Genomic DNA, 24,239 nt, shown 5'->3' with positions numbered 1-24,239 from the left:
GGCGATCATGGCTGAACTAAATTCTGCATTACGAGTAGGTGACTTTACGATTAAGAACCGTTTGGTATTAGCACCATTAACGAGAGCACGTAGTGGTGCGGAGCGTATTCCAAACGATTTAATGGTGGAGTATTACCAACAACGTGCCAATGCGGGCTTAATCATTACTGAAGCAACAGTGATTAGTCCTAAAGCAGCGGGTTATGCCAACACACCAGGTCTATGGTCACAAGAGCAGGCTCAGGCGTGGCATAAAATTGTAGATGCTGTGCATGCGCAGGGTTCAAAAATTGTGGTTCAGCTCTGGCATGTTGGGCGTATTTCACATCCAGATTTATTGGATGGCGATATCCCAGTTGCACCAAGTGCCATTCAACCTGCGGGTGAAGTGAGTTTACTTCGTCCTAAACGTCCATTTGTGACGCCTCGTGCTTTATCTCATGAAGAAATTCAAGAGATTGTTGCACAATATAAAAATGCCGCCGAACTTGCCAAAGCCGCTGGCTTTGATGGGGTTGAACTACATGCAGCGAACGGCTATTTGATCGACCAATTCTTACAAAGTGGAACCAATCAACGTAATGATGAATACGGCGGCTCGGTTGAAAACCGTGCGCGTCTATTGTTACAAGTCGTGGATGCTTTTATCGAAGTATGGGGTGCTGGCCGGGTCGGCGTACACCTTGCGCCGCGTGGTGACTCACATGACATGACGGATGAAAATCCGTTAGCGACTTTCGGTTATGTGGTTGAGCAACTGGATCAACGTAATGTTGCCTTTATTTTCACTCGTGAATATGAAGCTGAAGACAGTTTAATGCCCGCTTTGCGTCCAAAGTTTAACGGTGTTTGGATTGCCAATGAAAAATTAACGCCTGCATCGGCGAAACGTATTTTGGCTACAGGGCAAGCAGATGCAGTCTCATTTGGTCTAGCGTATATTGCCAATCCTGATCTATTAGACCGTTTAGAGCATGATCTACCCTTAAATCAGGTAAATTTTCAAACGTTATATGCTGCTGGTGCAGAGGGTTATACCGATTATCCTGCATTTGAAAAGTTAGAAGCGTAATTCGTTTGATAAATTACTCATGTCATTAAGGTTTGTTGAATATCAATGAACCCTAAAAAATGGCATGAGTTTTTTGTTTAAATTCCGCATAATGAGCTGAAATCAAATAGTGAATCATGGTCTCGAATGGCGCAGGCAAAATCAGCACAGCAAACCCCATTTTGGTATAACTTTTTATTGGCTTGTCTCAAGCCGTTATATCGTTGGAAAATAAAACAACGTGCTGAAAGTGATGCGCTATTTCAACAAGAATGTATTGAGCGTTTTGGTCCCTTTCAACCGCCTAAAAATCTGCATGCAATGTGGTTTCATGTAGTCTCGGTGGGTGAAACCAATGCAGCGCAGCCGTTAATCGAACATTATCTAAAATTAGGTCATCCTGTTCTCGTGACCAATACCACCAAGACAGGTCAAGCCCGCGCAAAATCCCTGTTTCTAAAAGCACCTTATCTGGATTTATTTCAAGCCGTCTATTTGCCTGTTGACCAAAAATCGTTGCTCAAGCAGTTTTTTGCACTGTATCAACCGAAAATTTTAGCGTTAGTCGAAACAGAAATCTGGCCAAATTTAATTGCAGTAGCACAGCAGCACCAGATTGCTTGTATTTTGCTCAATGCTCGACTGTCAGAAAAATCAGCCAAAGGCTATGCCAAGGTGAGACGATTAACCCAGCCGATGTTGCAGCAACTGACATGGATGTTGTCTCAAGATTCCGCCACATTAGCGCGTTATGTTGATTTAGGTTTAGATCAAACCAAGAGTCAAGTGGTGGGAAATATCAAATTCGATATTACCGCACCAACTGATTTTATTGAGCAAGCCGAACAATTAAAACAAGATTGGCAATTGGCAGGTCGTCAAATTATCACTTTAGCCAGTACTCATGCGCCAGAAGAAGAAATTTTACTGAAGCAGCTTCAACCACATTTAAATTCAAACCCAAATTTACTCTGTATCGTTGTGCCACGTCATCCTGAGCGTTTTGATGAAGTCTATAAAGTCTGCCAAAATCTAAATTTAAATACGCAGCGTCGCAGTTTAGGACAGCGTATCGAGGCGAATACTCAAGTTTTTCTGGCCGATAGTATGGGTGAAATGTGGTTGTGGTATGCCATGAGTCAGGCGTGTTTTGTTGGTGGTTCACTGAATGAACCCGGTGGCGGGCACAATATTCTAGAGCCGATGGTGTTGAATGTGCCCACGGTCATAGGCCCTCGGTATTTTAATTTCCAAAGCATTGTCGATGAATTCGTTATAGCGCGAGGAATTTTGGTCGGGGAAAATGCTGAACAGGTGACAGCGCAGCTTCTCGGCTGTTTGGATGATTCAAAGCAGCGTCAGCAACTCATCGAACAGGCTCAAGTCGTATTGCAACATAATCAAGGTTCGTTGCAACAGCATATTCAACTGCTCGATCACTATTTGAAAGCAACAGATGCATCATGAACATCGTTTTACTTGAACCCTCTCAAACTGCTTGCGCGGAGCAATGGTTGATTGAAAATCCACGTCAATTACAACATTTAAAACAGCATGTTCAACCGAATGTTGGCGATCATCTAAAAGTTGGCATTCGCCATGGTCAGCGTTATCTCACTGAAGTTTTGAATATTTCAGAGCAACGGATTGTGTTGAAACCGATTCAGATGGAGGTCGTGCCTGAAAAACTTCCTGTGCATTTGATTCTGGCGTTACCACGTCCGAAAGTATTACGTCGCATCATCATGGATGCAGTCACACTGGGTGTAGAGCGGATCAGCTTGATTCATAGTTATCGGGTGGATAAAAGCTATTGGCAAAGCCCATTTTTGCAACAACTGAATGACTATGTCACTTTGGGGCTAGAGCAGGCAGGCGATACGGTTGAGCCTGAAATTCAGATCTATAAACGTTTCAAACCTTTTGTAGAAGATGTGCTGCCAAGTTTGATTAGTGCCGAAAAACCAGCCTATGTGGCGCATCCTTATGCAGACCAGCCGATGCCGCATGCCATTCAACAGGCATGTACGGTGATCGTTGGACCCGAAGGTGGTTTTATACCGTATGAGGTTGAGCTGCTCAAAAAAAATGGTTGCCAAGCGATGCGCTTGGGCAACCGTATTTTACGTACAGAAACCGCTATTTCTTATATTTTAGGTCGTTTGATTGTCTGAAGGCTTCATGTTTGTTGGAAGTTGAGCGACTTGGTTTGACTGAACCTTAAACTCTTGGATCGGATAAGGAATATTAATTCCTTGGGCACTAAACGCTTGTTTGACTTGTGCTTGTATCATACTTGAAGAGGACAGAATATCGGTTTCTGTGGTATCAATCCACCAACGAACAGTAAGGTTGACTGAGAAGTCTGCCAGTGCAGTCACATTGACTGAAAATTTCGGTTGACTCAGTACGCTACGTTCATTGTTGAGAATATCTAATACGATTTGCTTGGCTTTTTGTTCATCATCATCATAGCCAATCCCCACAACAAATTCACAGCGTCTTTGCTGATAGGCTGTATTTACGGTGATTGCACTGGTATAGACCGTCGCGTTTGGAATCACGATCCGACGACCATCATAAGAGCGTAAAAAAGTGGCTCGAATTTGAATATCTTCAACGGTGCCTTCCATCCCATTGACAATAATGGCATCACCAATGCGGAACGGTTCTCCTAATAAGATCAGTATGCCTGAGAGTAAGTTCTGGAAAATATCTTTGAAAGCAAAACCAATCGCAACCGAGCCAATCCCTAGTGCGCCAATCAATTGACCCGGAGTAAAGCCCGGAATCGCGATCACAAGTGCGATCAGGAAGCCGAAAAATAAGATAAAGGTACTGCCGACACGATGTAGCACAAGGACTAAGTTCTGTCGTGTATAAGAGCGATTACTGAGGGTTTTGTTGATAAAGAATTTAAAAAATTTAGTCAGTAGCCAAAACAAAACAAAGACAAAAATGGCTAAGCAGATATAAGGAACGCGTTCCCAAAAAACCAGCACCATTTTATCGATAGCACTATATGCCTCATGGTATTTTTCAGTATGCGCCAATACGGTTTCTGAGGTTTTTGTGCCTGCTTGTTGGATCAGTGTACCTGTATCTTTAGCGACACTCGTCAAGTTGATTTGTTCGTTTGCCAAGGGAAGTCTCTATTTCGTTTGGAGGTTGATCAAGAAAGCCATCATGATGAATGTATGACCAACATGGATGAAAAATTTACTAACAGCTTTATCGGTTTATTTTATAACGAAACCATCGTAATCGTTTATGATTATTGTTGGAAAAAATGTTGCTGAATAGACGATCCTCATTGTCGTTATTTCTGATGATTCGCGCGCTTAAGCGTGGGTCAATGATCAAAATAACGATCAATTTTGAGAATAAAAACCATCGACAAGTCGTTCATATTTAAATTATTTTAAATAAATTTTAAAACTAGATTGGGTGTATAAGAACAATACTCCTACGACCAAAGCCGCATTGTTTACTCGTGTATATGCTCGCCATACTGCAAGAAAGCACAAGCATACCCAAGAAATAGATGTGTACATCTAGGGTGTGAGATAAAAGACCAAGGAAGTAATAAGTTATGAAAGAAATCTACCCAGTGCCTGAAAAATTTAAAGAAACGGCAAGAATTTCGGAAACAGACTATTTCAATCGCTATCAATATTCTATTGAACAGCCTGATGCATTTTGGGCAGAAGAAGCACAAAATATTGATTGGATTAAACCATTTACCCAAGTCAAAAATACCAGTTTTGACCCAGATCATTTCAAGATCGAATGGTTTGCTGATGGTGAGCTGAATGTCTCTGCTAACTGTCTGGATCGTCATTTAAAAGACAATCCATTAAAGCCTGCCATTATATGGGAAGGTGATCATCCATCACGTCATAAAATTATTTCATTCGCTGAATTGCACGATGAAGTTTGTCGTTTTGCCAATGTTCTCAAGAAACATGGGATAGGCAAAGGTGACCGCGTCGTTTTATATATGCCAATGGTGCCTGAAGCGGCGATTGCCATGTTGGCATGTGCGCGTATCGGTGCTGTACATTGTGTGGTATTTGGTGGTTTCTCACCTGACTCTTTAGCCAGCCGAATTGACGATAGCCAAGCGAAATTAGTGATTACTGCCGATGCTGGGATGCGTGGTGGCAAGATCATTCCGTTAAAAGAAAATGTGGATGCTGCATTACAGATTCAGGGTACGGATAGCGTTGAACATGTAATTGTGGTACATCGCACGGGCAATCCGATTCAGTTCAATGAAGTACGTGATTTGTGGTATCACCTCGAAATCATGGAAGTGAATGAACACTGCCCACCTGAGCCAATGAAAGCGGAAGATCCACTATTTATTTTGTATACCTCTGGCTCTACAGGTAAGCCGAAGGGCGTATTACATACCACTGGTGGTTATCTAGTGTATGTAAATACCACGTTTAGAGAAGTATTTGATCTTAAAGAAGATGATGTGTACTGGTGTACAGCCGATGTGGGTTGGATTACAGGGCATAGTTATTTACTGTATGGACCGCTGTGTAATGGCACGACAACGGTCATGTTTGAAGGTATTCCACAATACCCAACATGGGCACGTATCGGTCATGTGATTGATAAGCATAATGTCACCATTCTTTATACTGCACCAACCGCGATTCGCGCCATGATGCGAGAGGGTGATGCTTATGTTCGTGAAAGTGATCGTAGTAGCCTTCGTTTATTAGGCTCTGTGGGTGAACCAATTAACCCAGAAGCATGGAATTGGTATAACGAAGTGGTCGGTGAAGGCCGTTGCCCGATTGTGGATACATGGTGGCAAACAGAAACAGGTGGGATTCTGATTTCACCATTACCAGGTGCTACTGCATTGAAACCAGGTTCAGCAACTCGACCAATGTTTGGGGTTCAGCCTGCTTTGGTGGATGGTGAAGGCAATGAACTTGAAGGTGCCAATGAAGGTAACCTTGTCATTAAAGATTCTTGGCCGGGTCAAATGCGCACCATTTGGGGTGATCCTGAACGCTTTATTGAAGCGTATTTCTCGACCTTCAAAAATAGCTATTTCACAGGTGATGGCGCACGTCGTGATGCAGATGGCTATTACTGGATCACAGGCCGTGTCGATGACGTACTCAATGTCTCTGGACATCGTCTAGGGACTGCTGAAATTGAAAGTGCACTGGTTGCGCATGAAGCGGTTGCTGAAGCGGCTGTCGTTGGGATGCCACATGACATTAAGGGACAAGGCATTTGTACCTTTGTGACCTTACAAGCGGATGTCTCTGAGTCTGAAGAGTTACGCAAAGAGTTGGTCAATTGGGTGCGTAAAGTCCTTGGTCCAGTGGCAACGCCAGATGCTTTGCATTGGGCACCAGCTTTACCAAAAACTCGTTCGGGTAAAATCATGCGTCGTATCTTGAGAAAGATTGCAGCAAATGAACTGGATAGCTTGGGCGATACTTCAACCCTTGCTGAACCAGCAGTGGTTGATGCTTTAATTGCAACGGTTTATCCAGCAGTAAGTAGTGTTGAAGGATAAATAGAAAAAGCCCCCAAGCCGAGTCTTGGGGGGAGTTTTTTGCGGCACCATCTTTTATTTTTATTCTTATCCAAAATACGATTTAAGTTTAAGCCGATTTAGCGGTTAATTGAGTTTGTTGTTCTTGTTCCAACTGTCGCACCAGAGGCAGTACTTTCTCTCCAAAATATTCAACTTCTTCAATAAAATGCAGAAAACCTGACAGCACAAGATCCACGCCTACCTGTTTTAAAGCCACAATCCGTTCAGCGATTTGTTGTGGTGTGCCGATTAAATTGGTTTTAAAGCCGTCGTTATATTGCACTAAATCATCGAAAGTTGATTTTGCCCAATTGCCTTCAGCTTCTGGTGCAGCCGCACCTGCTTCACGGGTTGCGTCTCCAAAGGCATTGACTGCCTCTACATTTGCCTTAGCGATGATTTCATTCAGCACAGCATGTGCTTCTTGCTCTGTATCGCGGGCAATGATAAATGCATTCACTCCGATCTTCACTTGTCGATGGGCAAGCTTGGCTTTGTGACGAACGTCATCGACCTGTTTTTTGATTTCTTCGATGCTATTGCCATTGGTAAAATACCAGTCTGAGACGCGTGCGGCCATATCTCGCGCAGCACGTGAACTCCCTCCTTGGAACACTTCAATAGAGGGTTTCTGCAAAGGTTTTGGTTTTAGGGTGTAGTTTTTGAATTGATAATATTTCCCTTCAAAGCTGTAATCGTCAGTGCTCCAAATGCCTTTGAGTGTACGAATAAATTCCTCAGAGCGGACATAACGTTCATCATGTTCAGGCCACGGCTCGCCTATTGCATCGAACTCGCCACGGAACCATCCACTGACGACATTAATCGCAACACGACCTTGGGTGAGATAGTCAATGGTCGCTAGTTGTTTCGCAGCAAGTACAGGCTTCCAAGGGCCAGGTAAGATAGCAGCAATCACTTTAAGTTTTTCGGTCTTGGCTAATAGCGCATGACTAAAGCTGACCGATTCATGTTGATTTTCTGCGCCGTAGCCTGCGGTGAAACGGATTTGGGTTAGTGCATATTCAAAGCCACTTTTCTCTGCAGCTTGTGCTAGACGGAGATTATAGTCATAGCTCCAGTCGGTACGTTGTTCGATATTGCTGACCACAAGTCCACCACTGACATTGGGGACCCAATAAGCGAACTTAATTGCTGATGTCGTTGTCATTTTTTCTACCCTCTAAACATTATTGATTTTATGCGACGTGGGTTAAATTTTTTGTAGACTTGGGATGCAAGCGAGATTCGGCTGCATCTAAGTCTGGAACGGCCGCAGATGGTAAAACCTCTGCTTGTTCAATCTGTTTGTTAATCCCTAAGTTTTGATTGGCTTGTTCGGTTTTGGCTTTGATCACCGCAGCGCGTTGTCCTTTGGCTGGCGCCCATTCTAGAATCGGTAAAGCGCGTGCCACGGCTAAGGTCACGCGATCAGATAATTGTTCACTTTTGACGGTATATTCTGGTGTGAAATCACGATCAGTTGCATAGACCCCGATAGGTAAGGTTTGCGCTTGGAAGAAACTAAACAACGGGCGCAATTGATGCTCTAGTACCAATGCATGACGGTCGCTGCCACCTGATGCAGCCAATAAAACAGGAACATCGACCAATGCTGTTTGTTCGACGAAATCAAAGAAGTGTTTGAATAATCCTGTGAATGAAGCACGATAAACAGGTGTACCAACAATCAATGCATCGGCTGCTTCTACCGCAGCCAAGTCATCTTGTACTCGTTGGGGTAATTGATTGCGATAAATTGCACCACCCAATAACGGCCCAATTTCACTGAGTTTCACAAAATGTACTTTGATATGAATGGCTTCTGCAAGCTCATCTAGAATAGCTTGGACTAAGCTCTCTGTCTTTGATGGGCTATTTAACCCCCCAGAAACAGCAACGATATTGAGGGGAGTAGAAACAGTATTACGATTGGACATAGTGATAGCCTAAATAAAAGTTCATTAGCAATGGCTTTTATTTATCTATATCGCTGCACCACAGTAAAATAAGCAAATGCTGCAAGCTTATCTGATTTAAAGATATATCGCCCAATCGTGCAAAATTGGAAATTTAATGCGGTTTAATTCTATGTTTCTATTCGAAATTTTGAATGTTAAATTTGATTTGATCTGATTTATACGAATATCTGATTTATTTTACTGGAAAAGGAAATAAAAAATGTCAGAGTGCTTGACCAATGGTTTATTTAAAAATAGGCTTAGATAGGTTAATTTTAATAAACACCGTACAGTGACGTACTAAAACAGCAGATTGCTTATAGCGCTTATGAATATTTTAATTGTAGATGATCACCCTCTCTTTAGACATGCTTTAATTCAAGCGGTTCGTTACAGTTTGCCACAAGCGCAGATCCAAGAAACGGCTGATGTAAACGAATTCTATAAGCGGTTAGAACATGGTGCAGAACCAGATTTAGTGTTACTCGACTTAAATCTACCTGGTGCTTCGGGTTTCTCTGCTCTGGTCTATGTGCGGGCGCAATATCCTGCCATTCCGATCATTGTGGTATCAGCGCATGAAGAGGCTTCAATTATTCAGCGTGCCATCGCACATGGTGCTATGGGCTATATTCCGAAGTCATCACATCCAAGCCATATTGGTGAAGCAATTAAACATGTGTTAGAAGGGGAAATTTGGCTACCGCCAAGTTTACCGAAACATGCGGGTTTTGATCCAAGAGCCGCCGATGAGACCGCTTTGGCAGAACGTCTGCAATCACTAACACCGCAACAATTTCGTGTGCTTATGATGGTTGCTGAGGGATTGTTGAACAAACAAATCGCCTATGAGTTAGAGGTTTCAGAAGCCACCATTAAAGCGCATGTGACTGCAATTTTTCGTAAATTAGGGGTACAAAACCGTACTCAAGCCGTATTAGCCATTGGTGCATTAAATATTGAAGACAAAAAGATGTAATTCAATATAAAGATAAAGGCGAGATACTTTATTTCTCTTTGATCTTTAAAAATAAAAAACCAGTTCAAATGAACTGGTTTTTTACGATGTATCGTCTGCTCTATATAGAGCATAGATTCAATCTTAGAAACGGAACTTCGCGTTTACGCCAACAGTTTGCGTATCTAAATTCACAGTATCACCAAATTCGTCTTGGAAGCTTTTTGCATTTGCATTAACGTAGCTTGCACCAACAGCAACTGCTGGAGTGATGAAGTAGTTTACGTTCGCACCCCAAGCAGATTTGATTGGAGAGAATTTGTCATTTGCAGGGTTAGAGCTTGCGCTTACTTCTGCATAAGAAGCACCAACACTTAACTTAGGTGTTACATAGAAGTCAGTTTTTAATTCATATGCAGTTGTATCACCATAAACAAGACCAGCTTCAAAGCCTACAGCCATGTTGGTACCGTCGATGTTACCTACATATTTAGTACGCGCAGTAATTGCATCTTGGTCTTCGCCAATCACTAATGGTTGAGCGAATGATTTTACAATACCGCTCGAAAGTACGCTGTTTGCATCTAAAGCAAATTGGTCAGCAATATTTGTATAACCAACAGCAACTAAGAAGTTAGGAGTAAGCATAGTACCAACTTCTAATGCGAAACGGTCACCATTGTCTTTTTCGCCATCAACTTTAGATTTAGTGTGGCTATAAGATGCGCTTGTATATACTGGTAGGTATGGTGTAGGGATGTAAGCTTCACCTTTTGCGCCATATGATTGAGTTTCAGAAGTTACAACTTCATCACCATCATGTTTAGTATAGCTATAAGCAGCAGAAACGTTAGATGCATGGTTTAAGAATGCAGCTTCAGCTAAAGGACCTTTAGAAGCGTCTACATCTTTGAAGTAATAAGTTGCTTGTCCAGCACCAGTAAAGTTTTTGTCATTTACAGTTGTATCTAAAAATTCAGATTGACCTTGAACTTCAACTTGATAAGCGTTAGCACCGGTCATGGCTAATAATAAAGCAGTGGCTAAACCGAGTTTTTTCATAATAATTTCCAGCTTTAACAGTGATTGAGTTAAGTTGGAGTCATTGTATTGTAACAAAGTATGATGTCAATGTCATAAATCGAAGCCTCCGACGAAGGGTGAAGCACTGATCACATTTTGTTTAAAAAACAAACAAAAGCAAAGTTTGTTGTCAACCGTTGATAAAGGTTATAATAAACAAATAGATATAATTGTTTAATGCTAGGGAGAAAGATCATTTTTAAGTGCTGTATGAGATTTGTTTGATTGGTTAATTCGATTGTTATAATCGTTTTTTACATTTAATGTACGTTGGTTTGTGTCATAATTTTGCCATTAAAAATGTGGTTTAAGCATATTTTTTTAATAATTCTGCGATGAAATATACAAAAAATAGCGAGCAATTTTTGTAGAAATCATGATCAATTTAAAACTGAGAAAGAAATGATTTAAAGATTAAATCTAATTTGCCGATTAAATTTTCAAATGTAATTTGTTTAATCGGTTTTACATTGTGAGGTATAGTTCACATAATGTGAAGCAAGAGATAGGTAATTTGCATTTTACGATCTCGGAACATTTTCTTTGTGTATTTGTAGTTTACTAGCTCAGCTTTCCCCAAGGTTGAGCTTTTTTTGTCTGTTCATTTCCTAGTATAGATGAGATAACAATACAGAGCGAATAATACAAAAGGTTTATAGTAATCAAATCTATACTCGACTTCTGCTTTTCTTATGCCAAAAATACTAAAACATCTTAGCCTTTGCGCATCTGTAATGATTGGACTGACGTTGCTAGGTTGCCAAAATTTGCACGCCCCAACTCAAAGCGCCGTGTCAAAAAAACACGATCAAACCGAGATCGCTTCTTTATTCCAACATACTCAAACTGTTGGCGTATTTGTTACATATGATGGGCAAACATTTCAAGAATATGGCAATGCGTTGAGTCGATCGAATACGGCTTATATTCCAGCCTCAACCTTCAAGATGTTAAATGCTCTGATTGGGATACAGCATCACAAAAGTTCGCCCAACGAAGTGTTTAAATGGGATGGCAAAAAGCGTGCTTTTGCGAGCTGGGAAAAAGATTTAACTTTAGCCGAGGCGATGCAGGCATCAGCAGTGCCTGTTTATCAGGAATTGGCTCGGCGTATCGGGTTAGAGTTGATGGCGAACGAAGTAAAACGCGTTGGCTTTGGCAATACTGAGATCGGAACGCAAGTCGATGATTTTTGGTTGGTTGGCCCGCTTAAGATTACCCCCGTTGACGAAGTGAAATTTGCTTATGCTCTGGCAAATAAGCAGCTTGCATTTGACCAATCTGTGCAAGAACAAGTGAAACAGATGGTCTTCGTTGATGAAGTTCATGGAACTAAGATTTATGCCAAAAGTGGTTGGGGTATGGATGTAACACCGCAAGTGGGTTGGTGGACGGGCTGGATTGAACAACCGAATGGACAGGTGATTGCATTTGCTTTAAATCTGGAAATAAATAAGCCTGAGCACGGTGATGCGCGTAAAGCGATTGTTTATCAAGCATTACAACAATTGAAATTGTTACAGAAGCAATAAATATTTTCTTAAAAAAAGCCCAACTTTAACGAAAAAGTTGGGCTTGGAAATAGGATGTTTATACTTGGGGGAGAAAACATCCTAGAGGGTTAAAAGTACAGATTCAGGTATTGCTTGGCTTGATTAAATTATGTGCAAATGATCTTGATTTGTAAAATTGATAATTTTCATATTTAGAATCTATTTATCCAATAGTCTTGCTGCTAGGTGATTTGATCAATGATATTGAGGAAATTGAAAAGTTGCTGTGGTTGAGAGAACACAGGTAAAATTATTGATTGTTTAAAAATTAATCTGGATGGCTTTTTGAGAAAGACAAGGTGGGTTTATGGGACGTAACTTAAGACGTGTTAAATTACGTTCAGAACAAATCAGCCTTCGACTTTTTGTCTGTATGGCGATCATTATCTTATCAATTCTATATATTTCTATTCCTTTAATTCTGAATAGTTTTCAAGAATATAATAAAACAAATCAGGTTTTGACTGAAATCACCAGCTTACGTGCATTAGTCCAAACTGCAAATAAGATTTCTAGAGAGCGCGGACCTGCAAATAAGGTTATGTCGAGTACATTAGAAGACATAGAAAAAAATAAACAGGAATTGTCTGAGTTTAGATTGGTTGTTGATAAGCAGATTAATGAAACAGTATCGACTTTAAATCAAGCGGGTTTCACATCAGTCGCAGCACAGCTCCAAACTGATTTGAAATTAAAATTAGAGCAGGCGCGTAAAATCGTCGACGCATATGCGGAAATACCACAGTCTCAACGCACATCTCAGCAACTTGATCATGCCATTTTAACCATGTTCAGTGTTTGGGATAACAGCCGTGAGCTTCTCAATGAGTTGATGGCGCAGTCGAAAAGTAAAGACAGTAAGATGTCGAATTATTTTATTTCTATTTTGATTCTAACGGATATGCGTGATCAGGCAGGACGAGTTGCATCTAATGTTATGGCACCGATTACTTTTTCTGAAAAAATTTCTGATATAAACCGTGCGAGGACTTTGCAAACAGAGCATCAGGCTAAATATCTGTGGTCCTTGGTCGATATAATTCAACCGCAATATATGAAAACTTCTGATTACATTCGATTACACCTACGTGTAAGAACGGAGTTCTTAGAACAAGGATTACCTATCATCCGTAGATTGTTAGATGAAAGTCAAAATAATCAAGCGTATTTTTTAACAGGGACGCAACTGACAGAACAAATTGTTGATAAATACACCACAGTCATGGATCTACAAAAGTATATTTTAGATTACAGTGTCCATATCGCAACGCAACAGAATAAAAAGGCCAAACAACAGTATTTTTTTACTCTAGCGATTTCAAGCTTATCACTGTTGATTGCTTTTTTTACGATGATCTATACCAAGAGAAAGGTATTTAGCCCTTTGATTAAAGCACGTGAGATGATTTTGGGTTTATCGGATACGATGCATGGGCCACCTTCTCGTCAGAAATCAAAACATGAGTTTTACTCCTTGTTTGAAGCAATTGATAAATTAAAACTAATGCTTAAGCAGCGCGATTTGATGGAGTCACAACTCAAGCAAATTGCGAATTCTGATGTATTAACGGGTGTATCAAATCGGTTGGCATTAGAAGAATATATTAATGATTTGACGGCTAAGCCGAATGCGCTATCTCAGACATGTGTGTTTGCAATCGATATTGATCATTTTAAGTATGTAAATGATCAATATGGGCATCTTGTTGGTGATGAAGTGATTGCAATGGTTGCCAATCAACTCAAGCATTATGTACGTGCTTCTGATCTTATCGTGCGTTATGGTGGTGATGAATTCTTGGTCGTGATCGAGAGTATTCAAATGGATGCCGCTATGGCGATTGCGGAAAGTATTCGCTTAGGGATTGCTACGCAAAGTATCGCTGTTACAAGTTTGGGGAAGTCGATTCAGGTTTCTGTCAGTATAGGAGTGGCTATCGGTGCAGAGAGTTGGTTAGAACTCTTAGAAAAAGCGGATCAATCGTTGTTAAAAGCGAAAGCCAGAGGTAAGAATGTAGTGGAGGGTTGAAGATAGGAGTTTGCTGAGTGGGCAGATTTTTATTGATTTTTTGCTCAGAAAATAAAAAACATAATCAATATATTTTATGAAACTTGAGAGAATATCTTTGGCTAGTCATTAAATTGAAATTCTAAAGAATTAGTTTAAGACGCTCTTTATCAAAGGTTTTAATGTGTTGCAGATAAATCAAGGTGAATTATATAAGATAATTTATTCATCTAACCATTATAAAAATTGGCAAACGATCGCTCGAGCATCTAAACAATGCGAAACAGAAGATGTTGCTCAGGAGGCTTTCTTATTTGTCATTGAAAAATGGAATGGTGAGTTTGATTTATCTAATAGTGATCATTGGAATGAACTAACACACAAAATGTGGAATTACTTTGTTCATAGTGCTGATCGAACGCTTAAATATGCTTTAAGTTTTGATCAAACTGCTCGAAATGATCCCGATGAAGCAATTAATCCGATTCTTTTAGGCATATCATCTTCACCATCAACTGGGCCATTACAAAGGATGATTGATGATGAAGATCGGCAAAAATTACAAAAGAAACAGGAAAAACAGATTCAAGAAAATAGTTTTTCAATGGCTTTAGCGTATGTGAAATTATTTGAAAGTCTAAAACCTAAATTAATCAAATATACGTATTTAAATATTGCATTACATATGAAGATGTCTTATTCATGGCTAAGACAATGTTTAAAGCGGGCGGAAAAATTCCAAAAAACACAAGGCTCTTTATTTGACAATCTTGAGGATGCACCACTCGCCCAGTATTTAGGCAGCTGGCGTAAATTTAAGCTGGATGGAAAAAACAACCTAAATTTACACCAGTATTAGAGGGGCAACTTTCGTTATTTCAACATCGTTTTTAAGAACTTACCTGTATGCGACATTTCAACCTCAGCCACTTGCTCAGGTGTGCCTTCAGCGATGATTTGACCACCACCCGAACCACCTTCAGGTCCTAAATCAATCACCCAGTCGGCGGTTTTGATCACATCCAAATTATGCTCAATCACCACAATAGTATTTCCCTTGTTGCGTAGCTCATACAAAATGTCGAGTAACTTGGCAATATCATGGAAATGTAGACCTGTTGTCGGCTCATCCAAGATATATAAGGTTTTACCTGTATCTCGTTTTGCCAATTCACGTGCCAGTTTAACCCGTTGTGCTTCACCACCTGAAAGCGTGGTTGCAGCTTGACCTAAACGGATATAACCCAGACCAACTTGCATTAAGGTATCTAAGCGACGGTGAATCACAGGAATCGCACTAAAGAATTCTGCTGCATCTTCAACCGTCATTTCCAAAACATCAGAAATGTTCTTGCCTTTATAACCGACTTCTAAAGTCTCACGGTTATAACGTTTGCCATGACAAGCATCACACGGCACATACATATCAGGTAAGAAGTGCATTGCCACCTTGATCATGCCATCGCCCTCACAGGCCTCACAGCGTCCACCTTTGACGTTAAACGAGAAACGACCTGCACTATAACCACGTGCTTTGGCTTCAGGTGTTTGCGCAAATAATTCACGAATTGGAGTGAATAAACCTGTATAAGTTGCAGGGTTCGAACGCGGAGTACGTCCAATCGGGCTTTGATCAATATCCACTACTTTATCGAGATGCTGCAAACCATCAATCGAATCGAATTTTTCGGCAGTCAGTGTGGTTGCGCCATTCAGCTGAGTTGCAGCCAAAGGCAATAAGGTACGGTTAATTAAGGTCGATTTACCTGAACCTGAAACGCCAGTGACACAGGTCATGATGCCCAATGGAATAGTGAGATCGACATTTTGTAAGTTATGACCACTTGCCCCAGAGAGTTTGATGAATTCGTCTGGGCGTGGTGACAGGGTACGTTGCTTAGGTATCTCGATTTTCAGTTTGCCTGAAAGATACTGACCTGTAAGCGAGTCTTTATTGTTGGCAATTTCATCATAGCTACCTTCACCGATAATGACGCCGCCATGGATTCCAGCACCTGGTCCAATATCAATAATATGGTCGGCAGCACGAATGGCATCTTCATCATGTTCAACTACTAGCACGGTATTGCCCAAGTCACGTAAGCGAACCAAAGTCTGTAACAAGCGATCATTATCGCGCTGATGTAGACCAATCGATGGTTCATCCAGTACATACATCACGCCCATCAAGCCTGCACCAATTTGCGAAGCGAGACGAATACGTTGTGCTTCACCACCCGAGAGGGTTTCTGCTGAACGTGCCAAACTCAAATAATTCAATCCAACGCTGACCAAGAAATGTAAACGCTCACGAATCTCTTTAAAGATCTTATCGGCGATTTCACCTTTAGCACCTTCAAGACTGAGGTCCTGATAGTAATTCTCGGCATCACCAATCGACATTTGGGTGATTTGGGCAATGGTTTTATCTTTGACACGCACGTGACGAGAGATTTCATTGAGACGCGAACCGTCACAAGCATCACAGGCAGCATTAGATAAATATTGCGCCAGATCATCACGCACATAATTCGATTCGGTTTCACGATAACGGCGCTCTAAATGCGGCAATACACCTTCAAAGGCTTGAACACGGTTGTGTTTACGACCACGCTCATCGATATAACTGAGGTCGATTTTCTCTTTGCCTGTGCCTTGTAAGAATTTCTTTTGTGTATCTTTATCCAGCATATTCCACGGTTCATCTAAGCCAATGCCAAAATGATCTGCGACTTTTTGCAACATGGTGTAGTAATACGGACGCTGTCTATCCCAACCTCGGATGGCCCCTTGGCTAATCGCGAGTTCAGGATTTGGAATCAGTTTATCTGCGCTGAAATGACTACGTGTGCCTAAGCCATCACAGACAGGGCAGGCACCAAACGGATTGTTGAACGAGAATAAGCGCGGTTCAAGTTCAGCCACAGCACGATCGCATTTAGGGCATGAATGTTTGGCTGAAAAAACACGCTCAGGGTGTTCTCCATTCATCCACGATAAAACGGCAATGTCACTGCCTAAACGCAACGCCGTTTCAAATGATTCGGCGATACGATTGCCTAAGTCATCACGGACTTTAAAACGATCCACCACCACTTCAATGGTATGTTTTTTCTTTTTATCCAGTTCAGGTGGGCTATCTATATCAATAATTTCGCCGTCGACACGTGCACGTACAAAACCTTGACCTTGTAATTGTTCAAACAGTTGAGTGTATTCACCTTTACGTTCACGTACCACAGGCGCAAGCAACATCAGTGCGGTGCCTTCTTCTAGCGCTTTGACCGCATCGACCATTTCTGAAACGGTTTGTGCCACCATCGGTAGGTCATGTTCAGGACAATACGGTGTGCCGACACGCGCGTACAGCAAACGCAAATAGTCATAGATTTCAGTAATCGTGCCGACAGTTGAGCGAGGATTGTGGCTCGTGGATTTTTGCTCAATGGCAATTGCAGGCGATAAACCTTCAATGGAATCAACCTCAGGTTTTTCCATTTGCGAAAGGAATTGGCGTGCATAGGCTGAAAGCGATTCAACATAGCGACGTTGGCCTTCAGCATATAATGTATCAAATGCGAGCGATGATTTCCCTGAACCTGAAAGCCCTGTGATCACCACAAACTTGTCACGTGGAATATCGAGTGACACATTCTTTAAATTATGGGTACGTGCACCTCGAATACGGATATGACTTTGGCTCATTAAAACATCTCAATTAAGGTTAAAAATGAAAATTTGGGGAGCGTTGTTACTTCAAGCCTAAAAAATGGGTCGTAAATAGGCGTATATTGCGAGTACCTGTGACGTTTCCTCAGACCCTCTATATAATAGCGATTTAAAATTGTTCAAGCTGTAACAAAACGATTTTAAACGACAGCTTGTGTCGGTTAGATGATGTGTTTGCATGTTTTAACATGAAATTTCTATATCACCCAAGTGTTTATCTGTGTGTTTCAATACCATTCAGTAAAAATAAAATTCTAATCTTGAGGCAATGATGTCAAAAAAATTAAAAATTTCCCTGATTGTGTTGCTGTTGTTGGTTGTGGGTTATTTATTCGCATCTCCTTATCTCACGATTTATCATATTCACCAAGCGGTGAAAAATGAAGACAGCACTGCTTTGGCCAGTCATATTGATTTCCCAAGTGTACGCCAGAGCTTAAAAGATCAAGTCAACACACAAATGCGAAAAGATCTTCCTCAAGTCACGACATCTGAGCGAGGTTTAGCGGCTTTGGGTGCGGTATTGGCATCGTCGGTGGTGGATAAAGTGGTGGATGTTATGGTGACGCCACAAGGTGTTAGCATGCTGTTACAAGGTAAAAAACTGAAAGAAAACTTGCCATGGCAAGACAGTGTGGTGTTTCAGCCTATCCAATCATCTGAATTAAAACCTTTATCTGCTGCAGAAAAAGCCAACGATAAAAAAGCCAGCTATAAAGGTCGCTATCAATCCTTTAATCGATTTGCGGTGGAAATACATCAAGCTGAGCAGCAAGCGCCGGTCAACATCATTTTGCAAAGACAGGGGTTGAGCTGGAAAGTCACACAAATCCTGTTGCCGATCGAGCAATTAAAGTAAATCGGTGCTAAATTTAAATGAGCGCAATGATTCGTATAACAAGGAATAAATAAAAATGTTAGCCAAGATTTTAATTGCATTGATTGCATTATTGCATGTTTATATTTTAGTGCTTGAAATGTTTTTGTGGGATAAACCCGCGGGTTTAAAGGCATTTGGTAATAGTTTAGAAAAGGCACAACTGACTAAGGTCTTGGCACAAAATCAGGGTCTTTATAATGGTTTTCTTGCCGCAGGTTTATTGTGGTCGTTATGTGCACCTGAAAGCTACGCATTGCCTTTAGCGAATTTCTTTTTAGGCTGTGTGTTGGTGGCTGGTATTTATGGTGGGCTGACCGCCAGTAAAAAGATTATTTATATTCAAGCTGTGCCGGCATTGATTGCTTTAATTGCGGTTAACTTTTTTTAATGGATAAAGGTATTCACTCGATCTCGTTTGTGTTTTAATGCAATCAGTTTGAGATGAGCCTCATACAGTATATCGGACGATACGATATACGACTAAGCCCCTGTGTGGGGCTTTTTTACGATGATATAAATGATTTTAATTGGTTAAATGTTGTCTAAACCGAACCATTGACGTTTTTGATAGGCACTGTCCCAAAACAACCATTCCAGTTTTGCACCCATGGTATAAGCCGCGTGCATTTTTGCTAAAGTATCTTCATCACAGCGCGCCGCTACTTTATCCACGGTCGCTATCACATTGCGGACCGCTGTATTAAATTCTTCACCTGCATATGTATCAATCCAAGCTTGGTACGGGTTATTCGTAACCGATTGGCTCACGATATCTTTCCCCACTTCCGCGTAAATCCAGAAACAAGGCAGTAGTGCTGCCAAAATCACGGGATAGCTTTCTGACCAAGCGGTCGCTGTTAGGAAAGAGGTGTAATGATGACAAGCGAGTGTCAACGGCGTGTTTTCAAACTCGGTTTTAGTGACGTCAAATTCCTGCATAAAATCATTGTGCAAACTGCGCTCAACAATGATCGCAATTTTGGCAGCCTCAGAAAACTGAATCACATCATCTGCATCAAAGGCTTTTGCGGCAGCAACTGCAAGTGCCCGGCCATAAGCCAATAAATAATGTGCATCTTGAATCACATAATGACAAAAAACCGTACGATCCAAGGTGCCCGCAGCAAGTTCTTGGTTAAAGGGCAAGGCTAAAATTTGTTGATATAAATGGTGGTTGCGTTGCCAAAGTGTCTGGGAAAAAGTCATGAATTGAACCTGTTAAAAAATGATGAAAATGAATCGTGTTAAAACTATAACAGAAGTCGGTTTTGATCGTGTTTGATCTCAAAATAAGTCCAACAATCTGCACTATCTTTCGGCAAAAACTCGCCTACAATAGACACATTTTTATGACCCAACAATTTCGAATAAAAGGCTGCTCATGAAGCATTTCCGTTTTTCAATATTCTTTACGATTCTGTGCTTGGCACTGTCCGCTTATTGGGGCTATACGCATGGCCCTGAGGCGGGTGTGTCAACCATGCTCAAAGCCTTAACCATTACTGTTATTTTAGCAATTATGGAAGTTTCGCTCTCGTTTGATAATGCCGTGGTGAATGCCTCAGTGTTACGCAACTGGGATCATTTTTGGAAGATGCTATTCTTAACTGTCGGTATCTTAATCGCTGTATTTGGCATGCGCTTGATCTTCCCAATCTTGATCGTGGCTGTAACCGCAGATATGGGCATGATGGAAGTGGTGAAATTGGCACTCAATGATCCAATGGCATACTCTGCTCGCCTCATGGAGCATCATCCTGAGATTGCTGCCTTTGGTGGCACATTCCTGTTAATGGTGTTTTTAAACTTTTTCTTTGATGATGAAAAAGAAACCCATTGGTTTCGTTGGATTGAATCCAAGTTAGCCCATCTAGCTAGCGTACCTGCAATGTCAGTCTTTATCGCTTTAGTGGCGATGTTAATCATGGCTGCCCATGTCGATGAAGCGAAGCGTCTGGTTGTGACCATGGCGGGTATTTGGGGCATTGTGGTTTACATTGGCGTGAAAGTCTTAAGTCATTTACTGGGTGGTGAACCTGAAGTGGATGAGAGTGGAAATGCAGTAACCCAAGGTGCTGATGGTGCCTCGAAGGGTGTGGTAAAAGCAGGGATTGGTGGTTTCTTGTATTTAGAAGTGCTCGATGCATCTTTCAGTTTCGATGGCGTCATTGGTGCGTTTGCGATTACCAGTGATGTGGTAATCATCATGCTCGGTCTAGCGATTGGTGCGATCTTCGTGCGTTCGATGACGATTTATTTGGTCGAGAAGGGTACTTTAGAGGCTTATATTTTCCTAGAACATGGCGCGCATTATGCGATTGGTGCTTTGGCATTTATTATGATTACCAGTGGTACGGGTGTGCATGTACCAGAAGTGGTGACAGGTTTGATTGGTGTGGCATTTATTGTGTGGGCGGTGATCGCTTCTATTCAATATAACAAGCGACAGCAACAATTGTCTTAAGCTTGAATTCAGTTTACTGAATTAGCATGATATGAAGGGGCGGAAACGTCCCTTTTTAATTTTTTGGTTGTGTTTTTATTTAACGCTTTGTGAGCGGATGGCTTATAATCCGCTAAGCCAGTTTTAGTAACTTGAAATGATGAATGCTTTAGAACGCCGTTCAACCTTTGCCTTGAGTAGCATCTTTGCCTTACGCATGTTGGGCTTGTTCATGATTATTCCTGTATTTGCGGTTGCAGGACAATCATATCAGTATGCAACACCTGCATTGATCGGTTTGGCAGTCGGCGTATATGGACTGACCCAAGCACTATTACAAATTCCATTTAGTTTGCTGGCTGATCGGTTTAATCGTAAGCCCTTGGTCATCCTTGGCTTATTGTTATTTGCACTCGGCGGTGCGATTGCGGCCATGTCAGAAACCATTTATGGGGTGATTATTGGTCGAGCAATTGCGGGCGCTGGCGCGGTTTCTGCGGTGGTCATGGCTTTGCTGGCAGATGTGACGCGTGAAGAGCAACGTACTAAAGCCATGGCGATTATGGGCATGAGTATCGGTCTGTCGTTTGTGGTTGCCTTTAGCTTAGGTCCTTGGTTGACTCATCTCGTGGGAATCTCAGGGCTGTTTTGGGTCACTACATTGATGGGCTTGATTGCGATCGTGATGTTGTCGTTGGTTCCCAAAGTCACACGCCATCATCGCAACTTTCAACAAGGCTATTTGCCACAGCTTAAACAAGTCATTCAGATGGCTGATTTGAATCGACTGCATGTTTCTGTTTTTTCTTTACATTTACTTCTCACCTCGATGTTTTTGTATGTGCCGTCGCAGTTAATCGAATATGCACAAATACCATTGGCACAGCATGGTTGGGTGTATTTGCCGCTCTTGCTGATTAGTCTGTTTTTTGCTTTTCCAAGCATTATCATTGCTGAAAAATATCGCAAAATGCGCGGCATTTTCTTGTCTGCAATCGCAGGGATTATTCTCGGACTCTTTATTTTGATTTTTGGTTATGAATCAAAATATCTGCTATTGGCAGGTTTGGGTATTTTCTTTATTGCCTTTAATGTGATGGAAGCGCTATTGCCATCGTGGTTGTCTAAATCGGCACCGCTGCAATCTAAAGCGACTGCGATGGGGGTGAATGCCAGTGCCCAATTTTTAGGTGCATTCTGTGGTGGTATGCTGGGCGGTCAATTGATCATGTTACAGAATACTGCACTGGGTTGGAGTGTGCTGACAGTCATTGCTATACTGTGGCTGTTGATTAGTTTTCGTCTCGCCCAGCCCCGTTATTTGTCTTCAGTGGTGTTCACATTACCTGAAATTAAACAATTGGATGAGTGGACTTCAAAACTATTGGCAATTCGTGGTATTGAAGAAGTTGTGGTGATGCCTGATCAGCAAGTTGCTTATATTAAAGTCGATAAACAGTGTTTAGATGATGCTGCGCGACAGGATTTAACGCAGCTGTTGGGGAAAGAGCTAGCCATTTAAGCATAACTCTTATAAAGTAAAACACAGAAATACATAGGATGATGACAGCAAATGCGTGGTGTGAATAAAGTAATTTTAGTCGGTACTTTGGGTAAAGATCCTGAAACAAAAACTTTTCCAAATGGTGGCTCGCTCACACAGTTTTCGATTGCAACCAGTGAATCGTGGACAGATAAAAGTACGGGCGAACGTAAAGAACAGACTGAGTGGCATCGTATTGTATTGCATAACCGTTTAGGTGAAATCGCGCAGCAATATTTGCGCAAAGGCTCAAAAGTGTACATCGAAGGTTCATTGCGTACACGCCAATGGACAGACCAAAATGGTCAAGAGCGTTACACCACAGAAATTCGTGGCGATCAAATGCAAATGTTGGATTCACGTCAGCAAAGTAGTGAACAAAGCGGTGGCGATTTCAACCAACCACGTTTTAATAACAATAATAATCAAGGCGGTGGTTACCAAAATACGGGTTATAACAACAATAACCAAGGTGGTCAGGGTCAAGGCAATTATGCGGGCAATCCACAAGCAGGTAATGGTTTTAATACACCAAAATCTGCACCACAACCTGCTGCGACAGCACCTGCTGATTTAGATGATGATTTACCGTTCTAAATCATAAGCTTAGAAATATTAAACAGGCATAAAACTCAGTTTTATGCCTGTTTTGTTTTTAGTTGGATGTTTTATCGAGCCGAGTCAAGAATTTCATGATTTGTCACAACTTCTTGAGCTTTACTATAGCTTTCTATCAGTAATTGATAGGCTGGGAAAATTTGCGTGTAAACCTGTGCCCACTCAAGCGCATCATCACGATTCCATGTACGCTGGATTTCAGAAGCAACCGCAGCAGTATCCATCGGAACCACACCCGCTTGAACGACACGTGCTAAAGTAATTTCTTGCGCCATCTTGCTATACGTTCCTGATGCATCAACCACCACAAAGACTTTATAGCCTTCAGCGACCGCACTAATGGCAGGGAAAGCCATACATACACTGGTAATTGTTCCTGCGATAATCAGGGTTTTACGCCCAGTGTCTTTTACCGCTTTAACAAAGTCTTCGTTATGCCATGCATTGATTTCGCCTTTACGTGCGATATATTGTGCATGTGGTGCATTGGCGTGAATTTCAGGAATTAATGGACCATTGGGTCCTTGTGGAACAGAAGCGGTAGTAATGACCGGAATATTGGCTAAACTTGCAATCTTCGCAAGCGCAGCAGCACGTTGGCGTAATTCAGGCATTGGCATATCACCAACGGTTTGAAATAAACCACTTTGATGGTCGATCAGTAGCATGACGGCATCATTGGCATCGATGACAGGTGCTTGACCATTGAAATTTGCTGGCGTTGTCATTGTTATGTCCTCATCATATTTTAGAAGGTATGATTGATGATATAGATAGGATGATAGTTTAAAAACATCTGAAATAGGACTCATTGTCATACCAGAAGCACAATTGGTTTCT

The 24,239-nt window shown here is 41.5% G+C and carries 20 protein-coding genes; 13 read left to right on the top strand and 7 right to left on the bottom strand.

The window, feature by feature from the left end:
* The first annotated feature begins 7 nt into the window (after window positions 1-7).
* The 3 genes from F991_RS16080 to F991_RS16070 all read left to right on the top strand — a co-directional run bounded on the left by F991_RS16080 (window position 8) and on the right by F991_RS16070 (window position 3,225).
* Window positions 8-1,072, top strand: coding sequence for an alkene reductase (locus F991_RS16080; RefSeq protein WP_004673412.1), 1,065 nt, complete (start codon window positions 8-10; stop codon window positions 1,070-1,072).
* Between the two features lie 126 nt (window positions 1,073-1,198).
* Window positions 1,199-2,518, top strand: a complete 1,320-nt coding sequence (locus F991_RS16075) for a 3-deoxy-D-manno-octulosonic acid transferase (RefSeq protein WP_004673409.1) — start codon at window positions 1,199-1,201, stop codon at window positions 2,516-2,518.
* Window positions 2,515-3,225 (top strand): 16S rRNA (uracil(1498)-N(3))-methyltransferase, encoded by a 711-nt coding sequence (locus F991_RS16070; protein ID WP_004673408.1) that lies wholly within the window; start codon window positions 2,515-2,517, stop codon window positions 3,223-3,225. Before F991_RS16075 ends, F991_RS16070 begins: the two co-directional genes overlap by 4 nt.
* Here the strand turns inward: F991_RS16070 and F991_RS16065 are convergent.
* Window positions 3,205-4,194 (bottom strand): mechanosensitive ion channel family protein, encoded by a 990-nt coding sequence (locus F991_RS16065; protein ID WP_004673405.1) that lies wholly within the window; start codon window positions 4,192-4,194, stop codon window positions 3,205-3,207. The genes F991_RS16070 and F991_RS16065 overlap by 21 nt on opposite strands.
* Window positions 4,195-4,643: 449 nt before the next feature.
* On the opposite strand from F991_RS16065, the gene acs reads away from it, so the two are divergent.
* Window positions 4,644-6,602, top strand: a complete 1,959-nt coding sequence (gene acs / locus F991_RS16060; protein ID WP_004673404.1) for an acetate--CoA ligase — start codon at window positions 4,644-4,646, stop codon at window positions 6,600-6,602.
* 88 nt (window positions 6,603-6,690) lie between these two features.
* On the opposite strand, the gene sfnG is transcribed toward acs, so the two are convergent.
* Together sfnG and msuE are read right to left on the bottom strand one after the other, a co-directional pair.
* Complete coding sequence (gene sfnG, locus F991_RS16055; protein WP_004673401.1) at window positions 6,691-7,794, bottom strand: dimethylsulfone monooxygenase SfnG; 1,104 nt, start codon at window positions 7,792-7,794, stop codon at window positions 6,691-6,693.
* A gap of 28 nt (window positions 7,795-7,822) precedes the next feature.
* Window positions 7,823-8,563 (bottom strand): FMN reductase, encoded by a 741-nt coding sequence (gene msuE, locus F991_RS16050; RefSeq protein WP_004673400.1) that lies wholly within the window; start codon window positions 8,561-8,563, stop codon window positions 7,823-7,825.
* Window positions 8,564-8,912: 349 nt separating this feature from the next.
* On the opposite strand from msuE, the gene F991_RS16045 reads away from it, so the two are divergent.
* The gene (locus F991_RS16045; protein WP_004673399.1) at window positions 8,913-9,563 is read left to right on the top strand and encodes a response regulator; all 651 of its coding nucleotides are present in this window, start codon (window positions 8,913-8,915) and stop codon (window positions 9,561-9,563) included.
* 123 nt (window positions 9,564-9,686) lie between these two features.
* On the opposite strand, the gene omp33-36 is transcribed toward F991_RS16045, so the two are convergent.
* The gene (gene omp33-36, locus F991_RS16040) at window positions 9,687-10,607 is read right to left on the bottom strand and encodes a porin Omp33-36 (protein ID WP_265588206.1); all 921 of its coding nucleotides are present in this window, start codon (window positions 10,605-10,607) and stop codon (window positions 9,687-9,689) included.
* Window positions 10,608-11,317: 710 nt separating this feature from the next.
* Here omp33-36 and F991_RS16035 point away from each other — a divergent pair.
* The 3 genes from F991_RS16035 to F991_RS16025 all read left to right on the top strand — a co-directional run bounded on the left by F991_RS16035 (window position 11,318) and on the right by F991_RS16025 (window position 15,045).
* Window positions 11,318-12,157, top strand: coding sequence for a class D beta-lactamase OXA-290 (locus tag F991_RS16035; RefSeq protein WP_081398973.1), 840 nt, complete (start codon window positions 11,318-11,320; stop codon window positions 12,155-12,157).
* A 328-nt stretch (window positions 12,158-12,485) separates the two neighbouring features.
* On the top strand, window positions 12,486-14,207 hold the full coding sequence (locus F991_RS16030; protein WP_004673391.1) for a GGDEF domain-containing protein: 1,722 nt from the start codon (window positions 12,486-12,488) through the stop codon (window positions 14,205-14,207).
* A gap of 163 nt (window positions 14,208-14,370) precedes the next feature.
* Entirely contained in the window at window positions 14,371-15,045 is a 675-nt protein-coding gene (locus F991_RS16025; protein WP_004673390.1) for a hypothetical protein, read from the top strand.
* A gap of 14 nt (window positions 15,046-15,059) precedes the next feature.
* Here the strand turns inward: F991_RS16025 and uvrA are convergent, their stop codons facing one another.
* Window positions 15,060-17,891 (bottom strand): excinuclease ABC subunit UvrA, encoded by a 2,832-nt coding sequence (gene uvrA / locus F991_RS16020; protein WP_004673389.1) that lies wholly within the window; start codon window positions 17,889-17,891, stop codon window positions 15,060-15,062.
* Window positions 17,892-18,186: 295 nt separating this feature from the next.
* Between uvrA and F991_RS16015 the strand changes: the two genes are divergently transcribed.
* The gene (locus F991_RS16015; protein ID WP_004673387.1) at window positions 18,187-18,774 is read left to right on the top strand and encodes a DUF2939 domain-containing protein; all 588 of its coding nucleotides are present in this window, start codon (window positions 18,187-18,189) and stop codon (window positions 18,772-18,774) included.
* Between the two features lie 55 nt (window positions 18,775-18,829).
* Window positions 18,830-19,183, top strand: coding sequence for a DUF1304 domain-containing protein (locus F991_RS16010; protein ID WP_004673385.1), 354 nt, complete (start codon window positions 18,830-18,832; stop codon window positions 19,181-19,183).
* Between the two features lie 143 nt (window positions 19,184-19,326).
* Here the strand turns inward: F991_RS16010 and tenA are convergent, their stop codons facing one another.
* Window positions 19,327-20,001: a thiaminase II gene (tenA, locus tag F991_RS16005; protein ID WP_004673384.1), complete on the bottom strand. Its 675-nt coding sequence runs from the start codon at window positions 19,999-20,001 to the stop codon at window positions 19,327-19,329.
* Window positions 20,002-20,176: 175 nt separating this feature from the next.
* Here tenA and F991_RS16000 point away from each other — a divergent pair, with 175 nt between their 5' ends.
* From F991_RS16000 to ssb, 3 genes are all read left to right on the top strand, one after another.
* Window positions 20,177-21,259: a DUF475 domain-containing protein gene (locus F991_RS16000; RefSeq protein WP_004673383.1), complete on the top strand. Its 1,083-nt coding sequence runs from the start codon at window positions 20,177-20,179 to the stop codon at window positions 21,257-21,259.
* A 136-nt stretch (window positions 21,260-21,395) separates the two neighbouring features.
* The gene (locus tag F991_RS15995; protein ID WP_034595742.1) at window positions 21,396-22,760 is read left to right on the top strand and encodes an MFS transporter; all 1,365 of its coding nucleotides are present in this window, start codon (window positions 21,396-21,398) and stop codon (window positions 22,758-22,760) included.
* 51 nt (window positions 22,761-22,811) lie between these two features.
* Window positions 22,812-23,378 (top strand): single-stranded DNA-binding protein, encoded by a 567-nt coding sequence (gene ssb, locus F991_RS15990; RefSeq protein ID WP_004673380.1) that lies wholly within the window; start codon window positions 22,812-22,814, stop codon window positions 23,376-23,378.
* A 71-nt stretch (window positions 23,379-23,449) separates the two neighbouring features.
* On the opposite strand, the gene F991_RS15985 is transcribed toward ssb, so the two are convergent.
* A complete protein-coding gene (locus F991_RS15985) occupies window positions 23,450-24,127 on the bottom strand; it encodes a hydrolase (protein WP_004673379.1) in 678 nt (225 codons plus the stop codon).
* Window positions 24,128-24,239: the final 112 nt, after the last annotated feature.

Origin of the sequence: Acinetobacter sp. CIP-A165 (genome assembly GCF_000367985.1) — a bacterium.
Lineage (GTDB): Bacteria > Pseudomonadota > Gammaproteobacteria > Pseudomonadales > Moraxellaceae > Acinetobacter.
The sequence above is the reverse complement of the archived record's forward strand: the minus strand, read 5'-3'. Positions and strand labels throughout refer to the sequence as shown.

Excerpts from the sequence above, each read along its gene's own strand:
- msuE (WP_004673400.1), bottom strand. The coding sequence starts at position 8,563 with ATGTCCAATCGTAATACTGTTTCTACTCCCCTCAATATCGTTGCTGTT.
- acs (WP_004673404.1), top strand. The coding sequence starts at position 4,644 with ATGAAAGAAATCTACCCAGTGCCTGAAAAATTTAAAGAAACGGCAAGA.
- F991_RS16080 (WP_004673412.1), top strand. The coding sequence starts at position 8 with ATGGCTGAACTAAATTCTGCATTACGAGTAGGTGACTTTACGATTAAG.
- F991_RS16045 (WP_004673399.1), top strand. The coding sequence starts at position 8,913 with ATGAATATTTTAATTGTAGATGATCACCCTCTCTTTAGACATGCTTTA.
- F991_RS15985 (WP_004673379.1), bottom strand. The coding sequence starts at position 24,127 with ATGACAACGCCAGCAAATTTCAATGGTCAAGCACCTGTCATCGATGCC.
- F991_RS16000 (WP_004673383.1), top strand. The coding sequence starts at position 20,177 with ATGAAGCATTTCCGTTTTTCAATATTCTTTACGATTCTGTGCTTGGCA.
- uvrA (WP_004673389.1), bottom strand. The coding sequence starts at position 17,891 with ATGAGCCAAAGTCATATCCGTATTCGAGGTGCACGTACCCATAATTTA.
- F991_RS16070 (WP_004673408.1), top strand. The coding sequence starts at position 2,515 with ATGAACATCGTTTTACTTGAACCCTCTCAAACTGCTTGCGCGGAGCAA.
- F991_RS16010 (WP_004673385.1), top strand. The coding sequence starts at position 18,830 with ATGTTAGCCAAGATTTTAATTGCATTGATTGCATTATTGCATGTTTAT.
- ssb (WP_004673380.1), top strand. The coding sequence starts at position 22,812 with ATGCGTGGTGTGAATAAAGTAATTTTAGTCGGTACTTTGGGTAAAGAT.
- tenA (WP_004673384.1), bottom strand. The coding sequence starts at position 20,001 with ATGACTTTTTCCCAGACACTTTGGCAACGCAACCACCATTTATATCAA.
- F991_RS16015 (WP_004673387.1), top strand. The coding sequence starts at position 18,187 with ATGTCAAAAAAATTAAAAATTTCCCTGATTGTGTTGCTGTTGTTGGTT.
- sfnG (WP_004673401.1), bottom strand. The coding sequence starts at position 7,794 with ATGACAACGACATCAGCAATTAAGTTCGCTTATTGGGTCCCCAATGTC.
- F991_RS16035 (WP_081398973.1), top strand. The coding sequence starts at position 11,318 with ATGCCAAAAATACTAAAACATCTTAGCCTTTGCGCATCTGTAATGATT.
- F991_RS16030 (WP_004673391.1), top strand. The coding sequence starts at position 12,486 with ATGGGACGTAACTTAAGACGTGTTAAATTACGTTCAGAACAAATCAGC.
- F991_RS15995 (WP_034595742.1), top strand. The coding sequence starts at position 21,396 with ATGATGAATGCTTTAGAACGCCGTTCAACCTTTGCCTTGAGTAGCATC.
- F991_RS16075 (WP_004673409.1), top strand. The coding sequence starts at position 1,199 with ATGGCGCAGGCAAAATCAGCACAGCAAACCCCATTTTGGTATAACTTT.